The following is a 16,374-nucleotide window of genomic DNA, read 5'->3' as shown; positions in this document are numbered from 1 at the left end:
GCGTTTTGCTGGACGGTCAAGGAGACCGAAATGCAGATCAAGTTTGTCTTTCATATTGTCGGTATCGTGGTCTTTGGCTCGGCCCTCGGCGCCCTGTTGCCGATGCTGGTCGATCTGCTCGCGGGGAACCCCGACTGGAAGGTCTTTGCCGGCTCGGCCGCGTTCATGGGCTTCGTCAGCGTTTCCGTCATCCTCGCGACCTGGAGCGAGCGCTCGACCGATATGTCTCTGCGCACCGCTTTCCTGCTGACGGGTCTGTGCTGGCTTGTCCTGCCGCTCTTCACGGCGCTGCCCTTTCTCGGTCTCGGGCATGGCTATGCCGATGCGGTATTCGAGGCGACCTCGGGGCTGACGACGACGGGCTCGACGGTTTTCACCGGTCTCGACGAGCTGCCGCCCGGCATCCTGCTCTGGCGTTCCCTGCTGCAATGGATCGGCGGCATCGGGATTCTCGTGATGGCCGTGGTGTTGCTGCCGTTCATGCGCATCGGCGGGGCGCAGCTGTTCCGAAGCGAGAGTTCCGACACATCCGACAAGGTCGAATCCCGCTGGTCGGTCATGATGGTCGATATCCTGTTGATCTATCTTTGTCTGACGGCGCTCTGCACAGCGACCTTCTGGGCCCTCGGGATGACGGGGTTCGATGCGGTCTGCCATGCCATGGCGACGATCTCGACCGGCGGCTTCTCGACCCACGACGCGTCCTTCGGCTATTTCGAGGGCGCCGCGATGCAATGGGCCGGCACGATCTTCATGCTGTCCGGGGCGGTGCCGTTCTTCCTCTACATCAAGGTCGCGCGCGGCAATCGCCTGGCGATGTTCCGGGACAGCCAGGTCACGACCCTTGTCGGGTTTCTCTGCATCGTCAGCCTGGCGGCGGGGATCTGGCTACACCAGCGGAGCGAGGCCAGCCTCTTCGAGGCGATCACACTGACCTTCTTCAACGTGACCTCGATCGTGACCACGACGGGCTTCGCCAGCGACGACTACACGACATGGGGGGCCGGTGCGATCGGCCTGTTCCTCGTCCTGACCTTCGTCGGCGGCTGTTCGGGCTCGACCTCGGGCGGGATCAAGATCTACCGCTTCCAGGTGCTGCTCCAGGTGATCAAGGCGCATGTGAAGAGACTGACCAGCCCCCACCGCGTGGTGCCGACCTCCTTCAACGGCCGTCCGCTGCCGGAGGAGGCCGCGTTCGGCGTCCTCGCATTTCTCGCCCTGTTCGTCGCGACCATCGCGATCAGTACGGTCGCGCTGACCTTTCTCGGGCTCGATCTCGACACGTCCTATTCGGCGAGCGTGACGGCGATCACCAATGTCGGGCCGGGACTGGGCTCGGTCGTCGGGCCGTCGGGAACCTTCGAGAGCCTGCCGGACAGCGCGAAGATCCTTTTGTCCTTCATCATGATTCTCGGGCGTCTGGAAATCTTCACGGTCCTCGTCGCTTTCGACCGCGACTTCTGGAAAACCTGAACGCGGATCAGTGGCCGGACGACCCCTTGGTCGGCAGGCGTCCCATGAGACCGTCGATCCAGGCGGGCGGCAGTGTCTGCAGGAGCAGCACGGTGGCGTAGAGCGGCCAGGGAAAGGCGATCCGCGGCTTGTTGCGGGCGAGCCCGCGTCGGATCTTCTCCGCCGCCTTGTGGACATCCTGCAGAAACGGCATCGGGAAGTCGTTCACCGCGGTCATCGGGGAGCGGACATAGCCGGGGCAGATCACGCTGACGCCGATCCCTTCGCGCGCCGCCATCGGCCTCAGGCCCTCGCCGAACACCCGGACCGCGGCCTTGGAGCCGCAATAGGCCGGGGCGCCGGGAAAGCCCCGGAAGCCGGCGAGAGAACTCATGATGGCGATCTGCCCGGAGCCGCGCGGGCGCATCCTGTCCAGCGCCGGAAGCACGGTGTTCATAACCCCGTCGACATTGACCGCGTAGAGCCTCCGGACCTGCTCGGCGGGTTCCGGGCCGCCGTCGCCGGTGCCGAGGGATATCCCGGCATTGGCGATGACGAGGTCCAGAGGCGCCAGGGTGTCGGCTTCGTCGATCCAGCGGTCCATTCCGGCCCGGTCGGTGACGTCGATCCGGCAGCTATGAACGGAGGCGCCCTTCGCCGCGCAGGTTTCGGCGACCTCCGCCAGGCGCGCTTCGTCCCGGCCGCCGAGAAAGAGGGTCACGCCCGGCGCGGCATAGGTGGCAGCGAGCGCGGCGCCGATCCCGCTGGAGGCGCCGGTGATCAGGATCGATTTCGGCGCCTGCATCGCGGCCTCCGCGTCTTGTTGCCGTAACCGGGCACGGATATAGTGCGCCCGCGACTTCTATAGCAAAGATCTGGTGGTATCGGTGACGATCAACAGCATGACGGGTTACGCCCGTGTCGAGGGAACCCATGACGCTGGCGACGGCGCCGGAGAATGGCAGTGGAGCTGGGAGGTCAAGTCGGTCAACGGCAAGAGCCTCGATATCCGCTTCCGCATGCCGGGCGGCTACGATGCGCTCGAAATCCCGGCCCGAAAGCTGATCGGGGCGAAGCTCGGGCGCGGATCCCTCTCGGTATCGCTGTCGGTCGCGCGCCGGAGCGCGGTCAAGGCGCTCAACGTGAACCGTGAGCTGATCGAACAGATCCTCGAACTGCAGGCGGCGCTGGAAGCCGAAGGCAAGATCTACCCGTCTCCGCCGCGCCTCGACAGCCTGCTCTCCGTGCGCGGCATTCTGGAGACGGACGAAGACCCGGCGCAGGATGCGGAGCAGAAGGAAGCCCTGCTCGCGGCTCTTCTGAAGGGGCTCGAGGAGACTCTGTCCGCCCTGACGGCGATGCGCGCGGAAGAGGGCGGGCGGCTCGCCGACATGCTCACGGCCCATCTGAAGACCCTCTCGGGGCTCTCCGCGTCGGCCAAAGAGACCGCCGACCTCCAGCCCGGCCAGCAGCGCGAGCGGATGAAGCAGCAGATCGCCGAGCTGCTCGAACAGTCTCCGCCGGTCTCCGAGGAACGCCTCGGTCAGGAACTGGCCCTGCTCGCGACCAAGGCCGATATCCGCGAGGAGGTCGACCGGCTGGACGCCCATATCGATGCCTGCCGAGACCTCATCAAGGCCGGCGGGGTGATCGGCCGCAAACTGGACTTCATCTGCCAGGAGCTGAACCGGGAGAGCAACACGATCTGCTCCAAGGCGGCCTCGCTGGCGCTGACCAATATCGGGCTCGAACTGAAATCCACTGTCGAGCAGTTCCGCGAGCAGGTTCAGAACGTCGAATGAGCTACGCTACCGAAAACGATACCGAGCTGCGCCGCCGCGGTCTGATGCTGGTGCTGTCCTCTCCATCCGGCGCCGGCAAATCCTCGATCTGCCGGGAGCTGCTGAAACTCGAGGACGATTTGACGATCTCCGTCTCGGCGACAACCCGTCCGCGCCGGCCGGGGGAAGTGGACGGCACGGACTACTATTTCATCGACCAGACCGAATTCCAGCTCCGGATCAACCGGGGCGAATTCCTCGAATATGCCAAGGTCCTCGGCAACAATTACTATTACGGCACGCCGCGGGACCGCGTCGAGAAGGTGCTCGGCGGCGGTGGGGACGTGCTGTTCGATATCGACTGGCAGGGCACGCAGCAGATTGCCGACGCGGCGCGCGACGACCTGGTCAGTGTCTTCATCCTTCCGCCCTCTATCCACGAGCTGGAGCGCCGCCTGCTGGGTCGGAACCAGGATTCCGCCGAGGTTGTCGCCCAGCGCATGTCCAAGGCGGCAGAAGAGATCAGCCACTACCGCGAATACGACTACATCATCGTGAACCACGATCTCGACGAGAGCGTGGAGAAGGTGCGTGCGATCCTGACGGCCGAGCGTCTGAAGCGCGACCGCCAGCTCGGCCTCACCGATTTCGTCAAGCAGCTCCGCGAGGGCCGCTAGGACCTCTAGTCCGCCGCGTCTTCCTGCTCGAAATAGTCGTTCCACGGCCGGAGCGCGCGCGGCGGGTCTGCGGGCGAGGGCTGTTCGAAATCGAGCGTCAGGTTCGGGCTGTAATAGGGGTCGTGCTCGCAGACCTTGGCCCAGCGTTTCTGCATATATTCGGATTCCGCGTTGAAGCGGGCCCGCTTGTCCGGATCGGTATCCTCGCCCCGGCTGATCGACTCGTAGTGATAGAGTTCGGCATAGGGCGTCCAGATGATGCGATAGCCGGCCTCGCGGATCTTCAGGCAGAAATCGACATCGTTGAAGGCGACCGCGAGGTTCTGCTCGTCGAGCCCGCCGACCTCCTCGAACACCTCCTTCGGCGCCAGAAGGCAGGCGGCGGTGACGGCGGAGAAGTTCTGCACCAGCATGGCGCGGCCGAAATAGCCGCGGCTGTCGCGCGGCAGGCGCTTGTCGAAATGACCGGCCACGCCGCCGAGCCCGACGATCACGCCGCCATGCTGCAGGGTGTCGTTCTCGTAATAGAGCTTCGCCCCGACCGCGCCGACACCGGGCTGCGTCACCTGGCGGACCATCTCGGAAAGCCAGTCTTCATTGATCGGCGCGACGTCGTTGTTGATCAGACCGATGATCTCGCCCTTGGCGAGGCGGGCGGCATCGTTGTTGAGACGGGAATAGTTGAACGGCCCGTCGTCCCGATGGATCCGGACCCGGTCGTCCTTTTCCAGCTCGGCGAGATATTCGAGGGTCTCTTCCTCGTCGCTCCCATTGTCGACGACGATGATTTCCCAGTTCGGGTAGTCGTTCTTCTCGCGGATGCCGTCGACGGCGCCTTTCAGGATGTCGGCCCGGTTCCGGGTCGGGATGATCAGGCTGACCAGCGGCGGTTTCTTCGGCAGCTCGTAAATGACCCGCTGGCTGTAGATGTCTCGGCCCTGCACCACCTTGGCCTTGATCTTCGAGCGGTCGAGATGGTCCTGGATCGCCCGGATCGCGGCGCTGCCGGTATAGTCCTTCTCCTCCTCGGCGAGCGCGGTCGAGCCCTCGGCCGCGCGCCAGTGATAGAGGATGTGAGGAATGTGCCGGATGTTCTCCGGCCTGGTTTGCTCGATCACGCGGAGCGCGAGATCGTAATCCTGGCTGCCCTCGTAGCCGAGGCGGAAGCCTCCGACCTTCTCGACCAGCTTGCGGCGGTAGACTCCAAGATGATTGATCAGGTTCTGGCCGAGGAACATGTCCGGCGCCCAGTCCGGCTTGAAATAGGGCGCATAGTGGTCGCCGTTCTCGTCGACTTTGTCCTCGTCCGAATAGATGATGTCCGCATCCGGATGATCCCGGACCTCGACCGCCATCATGTAGAGCGCGTGCGGCGTCAGCTCGTCGTCGTGATCGAGCAGGGCGATATAGTCGCCGGTCGCGAGTTCCAGCGCGCTGTTCGAGGCCGCCGAGATGTGGCCGTTCTTCTCCCGGAAGGTGACCTTGATGCGGTCGTCCTCGTTCGCGTAGCGGCGAAGCAGATCCTTCGTCTCCTGAGAGGTGGATGCATCGTCGGCGATGCAGAGTTCCCACTCGGGATAAAGCTGGTTCTGTACCGACTCGATGGCCTTGCGCAGGAACTGCACGGGCGTGTTGTAGGTCGGCATGACGATCGAGAAGCGCGGCTTCTTCTTCATCGTCTCGATATGTTTCCGGATCGCGGTCCGGTCGTCGTCCGTTAGCGTGCCATAGAGCTCGAACCAGCGGGTATAGCTGCTGACCGGGTCCGGGCCGAGCCGTGCGACGCCCTCGAAGAAGCCTTTGACGTCCCGCTTCACCACCAGATCGTAAATCCGTTTGCCGACCCGCTTGCGCGCGTCCCTGTGCTCGATCACCTCGCGGATGCGGCTCCAGAGCGTACGCAGGGTCAGCAGAATGCGGCTGACCTCGCGAATCCGGATATGCTTGATCTCGAAGGTGCCGACGAAATGCACCGGATCGAAACGGAGCTGGAAGATCCCTTTCGGCAACCGGACGATGGCCTTGCCCGTACCGCCGCGGGTCGGCGGCAGGCGGAACCGGTAAGCTTCCTCGAACCCGTAACCGACATCGGCGAAGAGGAAGGGCGAGGCCCCGCGCTTGGCCTCGATCTCGTAGGAAACCTCGACCCAGCCTTCCGGCAGGAAGCGCCAGGGCGAGCCGAGAATCAGCTGCGGGTTCGGCTCGGTCGAACGGAAGACGTCGCCGCCGAGGGCCTCGGCATGGATCGCCGAAGCGACATGCATGTCGTGCTTGAGTACCCGCATGGCGCCGAGGGTGCGCAGGAAGAGCCGGTTCATCACCCTGAGCGGCCGGGTGAGTTTCCAGGACCAGGTTCCGGTGATGAAGCGCAATTCGCGGTGGATGCGCGCATTCTCGATATTGAGATCGTGCTGCGCCTGCTTGTAGTTCGCATGCAGGTCCTCGCGCTGGACCATCAGCGAGTGGATCATCCGGTCGCGTTCCTGAAGCCGGGCATCCCGTTCCGCCACCCGGCTGATCTGTTCCGTCGCCCAGTTCTGACGTTCCGCGACCTTGCGGTGCAGATCGACGATCTCCTCGCGCTGTTTCTTCTCGCGCGGGGCGGCCTCGCCGACGATGTCGTCGAAATAGGCCCCGGCGAGCTCCAGTTCCGCGGCGACCAGATCGATGGCGGCGAGAGCGGCGGCATCGTCCGGATCGCACTCCAGTGCGCGACAGGCGGCGAAGACACGGCCCGCCCAGCGCGAGAGTGTGGCCGAGCCGTAAAGCTCCCTGTCGTGCAGGGCGAAGTGCCTGAGGCCGGGACGGATGAAACCTTCGATTTCGGCGCGCGACTCGCCGGTGACTTTGTCGAGCGGAAGGTCGAGGCTTTTCGCCATGCCTTCGATCGTGCCCTGCCAGTCCGCCATCAGCCGGTCGTAGCTGAGGAAGGTGCGGCGTTTGCCTCGGGTGGCGCGCTCTGATTCGATCACGTGGCGCAGCCAGAGCACGAGGCCACGGCCGGTCGAGAGTCCGTCGCGCTGGTGCAGGGAGCGCGCGACCTCGAGCGGATTGCGCTGCATGATCACATAAACCGGCTCCGCGCCGAACTCTTCCAGCACGGGCTCCCAGAGCGGCATCAGGCGGCACATCCGGGGGTCCTTGATGCCCCAGAGCTTCGCGCCGGCAAAATCCTTCTCGAGGAATTCGAGGATCGTCCTTCGGGCCTTCTCCGCCGCTTCCGTTCCGGTCCAGCCGGCTGGCAGCGCTCGCGGATCGTCCCAGAACATCTCAAAGTCGGTCAGCAGCTGCTCGTCGGTGACGACGGTGTCGAGATGTTCCCAGAAGCCGGTTTCGTTATTGCCTTCGACCGGCGGCAGCAGGTTGTCGCTCAGCTCGACACCGAGAATGTTGCAGACCCGGGTCAGCGCTGACGTCCCGCTGCGGTGCATGCCGAGGATGACGACCGCGGTCGAGGTCTTCTTTTTCTTGGACGGGGACTTCGCTGCCATGAATCGGGGACTCGCTGCGTGTTCTGTGTCGCCTGTTCGCGTAATCGGTCGCTTGGATATCATAAAGCTCGCGGTTCCGCGATATTGGCCGGCACGGGTGAGCTAACCGGCGCCTTCACGTCGCGTAGCCGAAGCGTGTCAGCGCTTTGGAGCCGATTTCGCTGAGGCTGCCCTTCTCTCGATCGGGAAGCCGATTCCAGCGGCCGACGGACTCCGGTATCCGGATCACCGCTTCGGCGGCCGATCCGACCTGGCCGGCAAGGTCCCCCTCCAAACCGCTGGCGATGAGAGCTTCCATCAGGGTTGCGCGCGGTGCCGCGCAGAGATCTTCGAACCGAATTCGCGCGTAGCGCTTCCCGAGAATGCGCTCGCCCCAGTCCGCGACCTGCATGTTGGCGGTCGCCCAGAGGCGGATCGCGTTTTCGGGGCTCTCGCCGCTATAGGTTTCACCGAAGAGGGCGTCGTAATGCTTGTTCGGCTGGTTCTGATTGTCGCTCAGTGCCATGTCGCGGCCGTCCCGGACAAGATGCAGGAAACGCATGCCTGGGCAGGCGTCTGCTACGATCGGCAGAACGTACATGCTGCGAGGATTCTTCCAACCCCAGTTCGACGCATTCCGCGGCAGTTCGCGCGTGTACTGCTTGAGAGCGGCGCGAAAATCTCTGATCGCCGCTGAGCGCACACCGTCGCTCAGGTCATCGAGACTGTAGTCGAGAGACCGGGTTTCGCGCAGGACCGGATTGATGTTGGCATCGAGGAACGGTTCGAAATCCATCGCGTCGCCGGCATGGTTCAGCCGCTCTCCGACGAAGAAGCCTGCTTCTTTGAGGGCGCCGTGCAGGGCCCGGGTCCCGGAGCCGCCGGTGGCTCCGATCAGCAGCGGACTGGTCGTGTCCGGGTGGGAAAACAGGTTCTCGAACAGCTTGAAAAGCACACCGACTCCTGCACCTTGAAAGGTGCGACATCACATGAAGCGCTTTGATATTCCAAGGTCCGGCGCTCCGCCAAGCTGTAATTTACACCTTCACCTGCCGAAACCGATCCGATATAAGGCGATGAAGACAAACCGCACATGACACTGTGGATTTTGGATCGATGGGCAAGTATCTCGACGACCTTTGGAATGATCTTGAGCAGACTTGGGATCTCGCCATGCAGGTGAACGATCTCTCCGAGCAAGAGCGCTCCGACGTCTCGGCGGCATGGGAAACCTATTTCAAGCCGGCCGATCTGGTCGATGTCGCCCGCACCGAAGGCGAGGGCCAGACTCCGCCGACTAAGATTTTCTGCACCAACATCTACGGGCTGCAGTTCAATCCGGAGACCAAGTACTGGGTCCCGTTCCGTCACGGCGATATCGACTTGGCGAAATTCACCGAGGATTGAAGGCCCGATCACCCGGCCTTTTCGACTAAAAATCAATAACCAAGACCAGAGACTTCATGTTTCGCTTCGGCGAATCATGTATGGTATTGATTGTCTTTGAGCCAAAAGCCGCGTGAAAATTCGCGCGGTTGTGTCCGGATGGTCGTACCGAGGTGATTTCATGGCAGGGGCGGATCAGCCCGTAACCGTCAACCGGTTGATGCGAGCCTGCTACACGGCGCTGTTCTCCGCCGGCGTGTTCAGCTTTGCCGTCAATCTGCTGATGCTGACCTTGCCGGTCTTCATGTTCCAGGTTTTCGACCGGGTGCTGGCAAGCCGCAGCGAAGCGACGCTGTTCCTGCTGCTCGGGATTGCCGGTTTCGCGCTTGCGATCCAGGCCACGCTCGACACCATCCGGGCCTATGCCTTCGTTCGCATCAGCGGCTGGATCGACCGTCGCATTGGTCCGCTCCTGCTTTCTTCCATCATAACCGACGCGCTTGACCGCGGCAGCCAGCCGAACAGCAATCCGCTTCGATCGCTGAGTACCTTGCGCATGTTTCTTACCGGGCCCGGCATGCTGACCATGCTGGACGTGCCGTGGGTCCCGGTCTTTCTCGCGCTGATTCTCTGGATCAACCCGGCCATGGGACTTGCCGCGGCGATCGGTGCGATCGTCATGTTCACGCTCGGGGTTATCAACGACCGGATGACGCGACCGGCGCTGAACGCGGCGCAGGAATTTTCCTCCAAGGCCTACTCTGCCGCCGAATCCGCTGTTCGCAATGCCGCTGTCGTCGAGAGCATGGGCATGCGGCGCAACATCATGGGGCGCTGGCACCGCGAGAACGAGCAGGTCCTCAGCCTGCAGGGGCGGGCGAGCGACCGGGCCGCGATCCTTGCCGCCATCTCGAAATCCGCCCGCATGCTCCTGCAGATGGTGATCATGACGGTGGCCGTGTTGCAGATCATCAACCCGGAAGTCGACATGACACCGGGCATGATGATCGCCTGTTCGCTGATCCTCGGCCGGGCGCTGCAGCCGGTCGAAATGGCGATCGGGCAGGCGCGCCATCTGGTCGAGGCGCTCTCTGCCTATCGCACCATCGAAACGGCGCTGGTCAATGCCCAGTCCGGCATGCGGCGGATGGAGCTGCCCGCGCCGAAGGGCCATCTGGTGCTCGAGGGCGTCGGATATCAGCCGCGCGGGGCACCGCGACCGATCCTTCAGCGCATCAGTCTCGAGGTGAAACCGGGCGAAGCGCTTGGCGTCGTCGGACCGTCGGCGGCCGGAAAGTCGACCCTGGCGCGTCTGATCGTCGGGGTCGAGAAACCGCATGTCGGGCATGTACGCCTCGACGGTGCCGATATCTACAACTGGAGCACCGAGAGCCTCGGCAAGCACATCGGATATATGCCGCAGGACATCGAGTTGTTCAGCGGAACCATTGCCGAGAATATCGCGCGGCTGGATGCCGAACCGGATCCCGAGCAGGTGATCGCGGCCGCCAAGCTGGCTGGCCTGCACGACCTGATCCTGCAGCTCCCGAACGGTTACGATACGGATATCGGCAATTCCGGAGCATTGCTCTCCGGCGGTCAGCGTCAACGGGTCGCCTTGGCACGGGCGCTTTATGGCGAGCCGTCGCTGGTGGTTCTGGACGAGCCGAACTCGAACCTGGATTCCAAGGGCGACGAAGCGCTGGTGAAGGCGCTGAACGAGCTCAAGGAACGCGGGGCGACCATCATCATGATCACCCACCGGGTGCAGGCGCTTGCCAACATGGACAAGCTGCTCGTGCTGCAGGAGGGCATGATCAACAAATACGGTTCACGCGACGAGGTGCTGGCCAGTGCGGGGATGGGGCCGACATCGATGCCGCCGCCGCAGGCCAGGCCGTCCGGGAAACCGGACGAAGCCGAGCCGCAAGGCGGCCGGCCTGGGGCCGACCGCCGTCGCATGACGCCACCGGAACGGGCTGAGCCCGTCGAGCAAAGGGTCGGGCCAAGCCCTTCCCGCAAGGGGATTCCGGGCGTGCCGGCCGCAAATCTTCCCCCACCGCCGAGCATGCCATCCGGCATGCCGTCTGCGCGCCGGGCCCGGTCGAACGAAGGTATGCCGCCGACGCTGCAGCCCGGAACCGGGCATGGCGTACGTCCGAAGCTGGGTCAGGGATCTGCCCAGGCGATGGAAATCCTCGCCCGCCGGGGCCCGGCCCAGGGGCCCGCTCCGGCGCACGGAGATGAAGGCGCCGGTCCGATGGTGCGACCGCCGAAACTGGTGGAGACGGTGCGCATGCATCCGCCGCCGCACGCCATTCCGGTCCGGCCGGCTCCGAAACCCGCAAACAATTCGACGCCGGAGCCTCAGGCTCCGGCCGAGACGGTCAAGCCGTCCCGGGGACCGATATCCGTTGCGCCGCCGCCCAATATCCGTCCGGCCGCGGCGCTCAATATAGAGGATATTCAGTCCATCTCCGGGCGCCCGCGCGCCAAGCAGTAACGTTCGTCCGGGCCCGGTTACGCCGACCCGTTATAGGAACCAAAGATGTCGAATGCGGCCAACGACCTGAACGATGCCTTCGAGCTTTCGGAAGCTGAAAATCCGAAAGCCTGGCGTCCGGTCGTCTGGGCCGGGTTCATGGTCCTGTTGCTGTTCTTCGGAGGATTCGGGCTTTGGGCGGCGCTGGCGCCGCTGGGCAGCGGCGCGATCGCCCAGGGACAGCTGCAGGTCTCGAGCAATCAAAAGACCGTGCAGCACCTCGAGGGTGGCATTATCGAGGCGATCAATGTCAGGGATGGCGACGTTGTCCGCGAAGGCGACATCCTGATCCGGCTCGATGATACCCGTGTCTCGGTCGAGTTCGAGCTGCTCCGCAAGCAGTATCTGACGCATCTCGGCACCAAGGCGCGCCTCGAGGCGGAGCGGGACGATTTGGCCGAGGTCAACTTTCCCCAGGAACTGGTCGCGGCGGCATCCGATCCTGACGTTCAGGAAGTGATCGCCGGGCAGCAACGGCTTTTCGCCAACCGAATCAGCGCGCGGGACAGCCAGTTCAGCCTGTTGAAACGGCGCATCCAGAAAACCCGCGAAGAGATCACCGCGCTTCTGGCCCAGCAGCGCGCGGATGCGCGGCAGTACGAGCTGATCCAGGAAGAGATCTCGGATGTCCGGGTGCTTTACGAGAAGGGGCTGGAGCGCAAGCCGCGCCTGCTTGCGCTGGAGCGTACCGCGGTCCAGCTCGAAGGCAGCATCGGCAACCGCAAGGCGCTGATCGCCCGGGCGGAGCAGACCATCGCCGAGACCGAGTTCCAGCTTCTGAACACCCAGGAGCGGTTCAAGACCGAGGTGGAGACCAGCCTACGCGAGGTTCAGGATCAACTGATCGATCTGAAGGACCGCCTCAAGGGCGCGCGTGACGCGCTTGACAGAACCCGGATCCGGGCGCCGCAGAGTGGACGGGTCTACGGTCTGCGGTTCTTCACGGTGGGCGGTGTCATCGGTCCGGGCGAGCCGATCTTGGGGATCGTTCCGCAGGGCGACACTCTGGTCGTCAAGGCGCGCATCGATCCGGCGGATATTGACGTCGTCGAGGTGGGGGCCTTGGCCAGTGTGCGTCTGACGTCGTTCAGCCAGCGCACCACCCAGCCGATCGACGGCAAGCTGCTTACCGTTTCGGCCGATATCGTTCAACCCGAGCGGGGCGCCCCCTATTACGAGGCGCGAGTGGAACTTGACCGGGATAGCCTCGCCAAGCAGCCGGAGCTTGAGCTTGTGCAGGGCATGCCGGCGACTGTAATCATCTCGACAGGGGATCAGACCCTGCTCGAATATCTGCTCGCGCCGCTGGTTCGCAGCTTCGAGCTCGGATTGAGGGAAAATTGACGCCATGAAAGACACGGCCCCGCCCAAGAGTTTTCTTCCCTATGGCCGTCAGCAGATCGATGCCGAAGACGAGCAGGCCGTGCTCGAGGTGCTGCGTGGGGACTTCCTGACCACCGGGCCGACCGTCGATACCTATGAGAAGGCATTTGCCGAACGTGTCGGTGCGAAACATGCGGTCGCCTGCTCGAGCGGCACCGCCGGACTGCACATGGCGGCCATCGCGCTCGGGCTCGATTTCGGCGATGTCGTCGTTGTGCCGAGCGTCACCTTCCTCGCGACCGCCAACGCGGTCCGGTACGTAAATGCCGACGTGCTCTTCGCGGATGTCGACCCGGAGACCGGGCTGATGAGTGCGGAACATGTGGCGCGCGCCATCGCGGGCCTGAGCGAAGGGACGGTGAAAGCGATATTCCCGGTCCACCTGACGGGGCACACCGTGGACATCGCCGGGCTCCGCAAGGTGTTTCCGCACCTCGCGATGGTCGAGGATGCCTGTCATGCCCTTGGGGGCGAGTACGATGTCGGGCAGGGCATGGTGCCGGTCGGATCCTGTCCGCTCGGCGGCATCACCATGTTCTCGACCCATCCGGTGAAGACAATCGCGACCGGCGAGGGCGGCGTGCTGACGACGAACAGCGACGTTCTCGCCAACCGCCTCGGCTGGGCGCGGAACCACGGTATGGTGCGAGAGCCGGAGCGGTTCCAGAATCAGGCCATGGGCTTCGAAGCCGGCAACCCGGCACCCTGGTATTACGAGATGCATCTGCCGGGCTACAATTACCGCCTGTCGGACGTGAACGCGGCACTCGGCCTCAGCCAGCTGAAGAAGCTTGATGCTTTCGTCGCCAAGCGGCGTGCGCTGCGCGAGCGCTATGCGGAACGCGTCGCCGCACTGGGGCCGCATGTGAAGATGCAGCGTGTCGCCGGAGGCTGCAATCCGGCCTGGCATCTGGCCGTGACGCTGATCGATTTCGACGCGCTCGGAACAACGCGCACGGAAGTGATGAATGCTCTCAGGGAACGCGGCGTCGGTACCCAGGTACACTACATTCCGCTACATCGTCAGCCTTACTACGCCCGGCGATACGGTCCATTGAACCTGCCCGGGGCCGATGCCTATTACGCCCGCTGTCTCAGTCTGCCACTGTTCCCGGCGATGGCGGAAAGCGACGTCGACAGGGTGGTCGATGAACTCGCTTCCGTGCTCAAGCTGTGAAGGCGGTTTCCCAGTTTCCACAAGCGGGGCAAAATAGCGTGATTCGAATATCTTAGGGTGAGGCCCAGGATCGCATGAGCTACACGGCGTTCAATTTCGACAAGAACCTGATCGACCTCGACGGCAAGACGGTCCTCGTGACCGGCGGGACCGGGTCCTTCGGCAAGGAGTTCATCCGCACCGCGCTGGCCAACAACGAGATGCGCCGCTGCATCGTCTTTTCCCGGGATGAGCAGAAACACTATGACATGGCGCAGGAGTTTCCGCCGCTTCCGGGCAAGCCGATCCGCTATTTCATCGGCGACGTGCGCGACGTCGACCGGCTCGAGTTGGCGATGCGCGGGGTCGATTACGTGGTTCACGCGGCGGCGATGAAGCATGTGCCGGCGGCGGAATACAATCCCTTCGAATGCGTGCAGACCAACATCCACGGCGCCGAGAATGTCGTGAAAGCGGCGTTGCGGAGCGGCGTGAAGAAGGTCATCGCGCTTTCGACCGACAAGGCCGCCAATCCGATCAATCTCTACGGGGCGACCAAACTCGCGTCGGACAAGATCTTCGTCGCCGCGAACAACATCGCCGGCCATGACGGCTGCCATTTCTCGGTCGTGCGCTACGGCAATGTGATCGGCTCGCGGGGGAGCGTGATCCCCTTCTTCCGCAAGCTGATGAACGAGGGTGCGACGGATCTGCCGATCACCGACGAGCGCATGACCCGGTTCTGGATCACGCTGCAGCAGGGGGTGAATTTCGTTCTTTCCAGCTTGCAGATGATGAAGGGGAGGGAGATCTTCGTGCCGAAGATCCCGAGCATGAAGATCGTCGATGTCGCCAAGACGATGGCACCGGATCTGCCGCTCCGGAATGTCGGTATCCGCCCGGGCGAGAAGCTGCACGAAGTGATGATCTCGGAAGACGATTCCCGGACCACGGTGGAGCTCGAAGACCGCTACGTGATCCTGCCCGCGAACAGCGACCGGGTCATGAAGGAGTATATCGATGGCGGTGCGAAGATGGTCGTTCCGGATTTCCGCTATGCGAGCGATACCAACACCGCCTGGCTGAGCGGTGAAGATCTCACGAAGGTGATGGAGACCCTCTAACCGCTCAGTCCGCGGTAGCCGGAGCTATTTCGTCACCAGCTCCGGCCCCATCACCGCGTTCGGCAGCACCGTTGAGATCCACGGTACGTAGGTGATCACGATCAGGAAGGCGAACAGCACTGCCAGGAACGGTAGGGCCGCCTTTACCACCGACATCATCGGCATGCCGGCGACCCCGGAGGTCACGAACAGGTTGAGACCGACCGGCGGCGTGATCATGCCGATTTCCATGTTGACCACCATGATGATGCCGAGATGGATCGGGTCGATGCCGAGCTCCATGGCGATCGGGAAGACCAGCGGGGCGACGATGACCAGCAGCCCCGACGGTTCCATGAACTGGCCGCCGATCAGCAGGATCACGTTCACCGCAACGAGGAACATGACCGGGCCGAAGCCGTAGGCGAGCATCGCCTCTGTGATCTTCTGCGGGATCTGCTCGTCGGTCAGCACGTGCTTCAGGATCAGCGCGTTTGCGATGACGAAGAGCAGGGTGACCGTGAGTTTGCCCGCCTCGAACAGGGTCTTTCGCGTGTCCGGGTGATAGAATGCGGTTAGCAGCGCGCTTGGACGACGGTAGAGCGGGACGTTCGCCGCATCGCCTTCTGTCGCCAGCGGGCCCATGTCACGATAGACGAAGGTCGCGATGATCCAGGCATAGACGGCCGCCACCGCTGCGGCTTCCGTTGGCGTGAAGATACCGCCGTAGATGCCGCCCATGATGATCACGATCAGCAGCAGGCCCCAGGAGGCGTCCTTCGCGCTCTCGTAGATTTCGCGCCATCCGGCCCACTCCCCTTTCGGCAGGTTCTTCCACCGAGCCATGAAGTAGATCGCGACCATGAGCGAAAGACCGGCGAGCAGACCCGGCAGCACTCCGGCAAGGAACATGCGGCCGACCGAAACCTCGACGGCGGCGGCATAGACCACCATGACGATCGAGGGCGGGATCAGGATGCCGAGCGTGCCGGCGTTGCAGATCACGCCTGCGGCGAATTCCTTGGTGTAGCCGACCTGCCGCATGCCGGCGATCACGATGGTGCCGATGGCCACCACGGTCGCGGGCGATGAGCCGGAGAGCGCCGCGAACATCATGCAGGCGAACACGCCGGCGATGGCGAGGCCGCCCGGGAAGTGTCCGACGCAGGCGATCGAGAAGCGGATGATCCGTCGCGCCACCCCGCCCGTCGACATGAAGGAGGAGGCGAGGATGAAGAAGGGGATCGCCAGCAGCGTGTAGTGGCCTTCGAATGCGCTGAACAGGGTCTGCGCGATCGACGCCAGCGAGGAGTCCGAGAAGGCCAGCAGGAAGAGGATCGACGAGAGGCCGAGCGCGACTGCGATCGGCACGCCGATCAGCAGCAGGGCGACGATGGCAAGGAAGAGAAGGGCGACTTCCATCG

12 protein-coding genes are annotated in these 16,374 nt (G+C 63.6%); 8 read left to right on the top strand and 4 right to left on the bottom strand.

The features are described from left to right. Positions 1 to 30 precede the first annotated feature (30 nt). The gene (locus IG122_RS07980) at positions 31 to 1,473 is read left to right on the top strand and encodes a TrkH family potassium uptake protein (RefSeq protein ID WP_193182228.1); all 1,443 of its coding nucleotides are present in this window, start codon (positions 31 to 33) and stop codon (positions 1,471 to 1,473) included. A 7-nt stretch (positions 1,474 to 1,480) separates the two neighbouring features. On the opposite strand, the gene IG122_RS07975 is transcribed toward IG122_RS07980, so the two are convergent. Next, positions 1,481 to 2,257 (bottom strand): SDR family NAD(P)-dependent oxidoreductase, encoded by a 777-nt coding sequence (locus tag IG122_RS07975; RefSeq protein WP_193182226.1) that lies wholly within the window; start codon positions 2,255 to 2,257, stop codon positions 1,481 to 1,483. Between the two features lie 82 nt (positions 2,258 to 2,339). Here IG122_RS07975 and IG122_RS07970 point away from each other — a divergent pair, with 82 nt between their 5' ends. Then, entirely contained in the window at positions 2,340 to 3,254 is a 915-nt protein-coding gene (locus IG122_RS07970) for a YicC/YloC family endoribonuclease (RefSeq protein WP_319024839.1), read from the top strand. Continuing rightward, positions 3,251 to 3,910 (top strand): guanylate kinase, encoded by a 660-nt coding sequence (gene gmk, locus IG122_RS07965; RefSeq protein WP_193182224.1) that lies wholly within the window; start codon positions 3,251 to 3,253, stop codon positions 3,908 to 3,910. Before IG122_RS07970 ends, gmk begins: the two co-directional genes overlap by 4 nt. 5 nt (positions 3,911 to 3,915) lie before the next feature. Here the strand turns inward: gmk and IG122_RS23975 are convergent, their stop codons facing one another. Beyond that, positions 3,916 to 7,401 carry a glycosyltransferase gene (locus IG122_RS23975; RefSeq protein WP_226893391.1) on the bottom strand — a complete coding sequence of 1,162 codons (3,486 nt, stop codon included), beginning with the start codon at positions 7,399 to 7,401 and terminating at the stop codon, positions 3,916 to 3,918. A gap of 115 nt (positions 7,402 to 7,516) precedes the next feature. After that, positions 7,517 to 8,335, bottom strand: coding sequence for a sulfotransferase (locus IG122_RS07955; RefSeq protein WP_193182222.1), 819 nt, complete (start codon positions 8,333 to 8,335; stop codon positions 7,517 to 7,519). Between the two features lie 161 nt (positions 8,336 to 8,496). Here IG122_RS07955 and IG122_RS07950 point away from each other — a divergent pair, with 161 nt between their 5' ends. The 5 genes from IG122_RS07950 to pseB all read left to right on the top strand — a co-directional run bounded on the left by IG122_RS07950 (position 8,497) and on the right by pseB (position 14,971). Next, complete coding sequence (locus IG122_RS07950; protein WP_193182220.1) at positions 8,497 to 8,787, top strand: hypothetical protein; 291 nt, start codon at positions 8,497 to 8,499, stop codon at positions 8,785 to 8,787. 160 nt (positions 8,788 to 8,947) lie between these two features. Continuing rightward, the gene (locus IG122_RS07945; protein WP_193182218.1) at positions 8,948 to 11,269 is read left to right on the top strand and encodes a type I secretion system permease/ATPase; all 2,322 of its coding nucleotides are present in this window, start codon (positions 8,948 to 8,950) and stop codon (positions 11,267 to 11,269) included. A gap of 45 nt (positions 11,270 to 11,314) precedes the next feature. Next, the gene (locus IG122_RS07940; protein WP_193182216.1) at positions 11,315 to 12,652 is read left to right on the top strand and encodes an HlyD family type I secretion periplasmic adaptor subunit; all 1,338 of its coding nucleotides are present in this window, start codon (positions 11,315 to 11,317) and stop codon (positions 12,650 to 12,652) included. Positions 12,653 to 12,656: 4 nt separating this feature from the next. Next, the gene (pseC, locus tag IG122_RS07935; RefSeq protein WP_193182214.1) at positions 12,657 to 13,868 is read left to right on the top strand and encodes a UDP-4-amino-4,6-dideoxy-N-acetyl-beta-L-altrosamine transaminase; all 1,212 of its coding nucleotides are present in this window, start codon (positions 12,657 to 12,659) and stop codon (positions 13,866 to 13,868) included. Between the two features lie 74 nt (positions 13,869 to 13,942). Continuing rightward, positions 13,943 to 14,971, top strand: coding sequence for a UDP-N-acetylglucosamine 4,6-dehydratase (inverting) (pseB, locus tag IG122_RS07930; protein WP_193182212.1), 1,029 nt, complete (start codon positions 13,943 to 13,945; stop codon positions 14,969 to 14,971). A 24-nt stretch (positions 14,972 to 14,995) separates the two neighbouring features. On the opposite strand, the gene IG122_RS07925 is transcribed toward pseB, so the two are convergent. Then, complete coding sequence (locus IG122_RS07925; RefSeq protein ID WP_193182210.1) at positions 14,996 to 16,372, bottom strand: TRAP transporter large permease; 1,377 nt, start codon at positions 16,370 to 16,372, stop codon at positions 14,996 to 14,998. Between the last annotated feature and the right edge of the window lie 2 nt (positions 16,373 to 16,374).

Source organism: Nisaea sediminum (assembly GCF_014904705.1).
Lineage (GTDB): Bacteria > Pseudomonadota > Alphaproteobacteria > Thalassobaculales > Thalassobaculaceae > Nisaea > Nisaea sediminum.
Note: the sequence above shows the minus strand (reverse complement) of the source record. Positions and strands in the feature narration are given on the sequence as shown.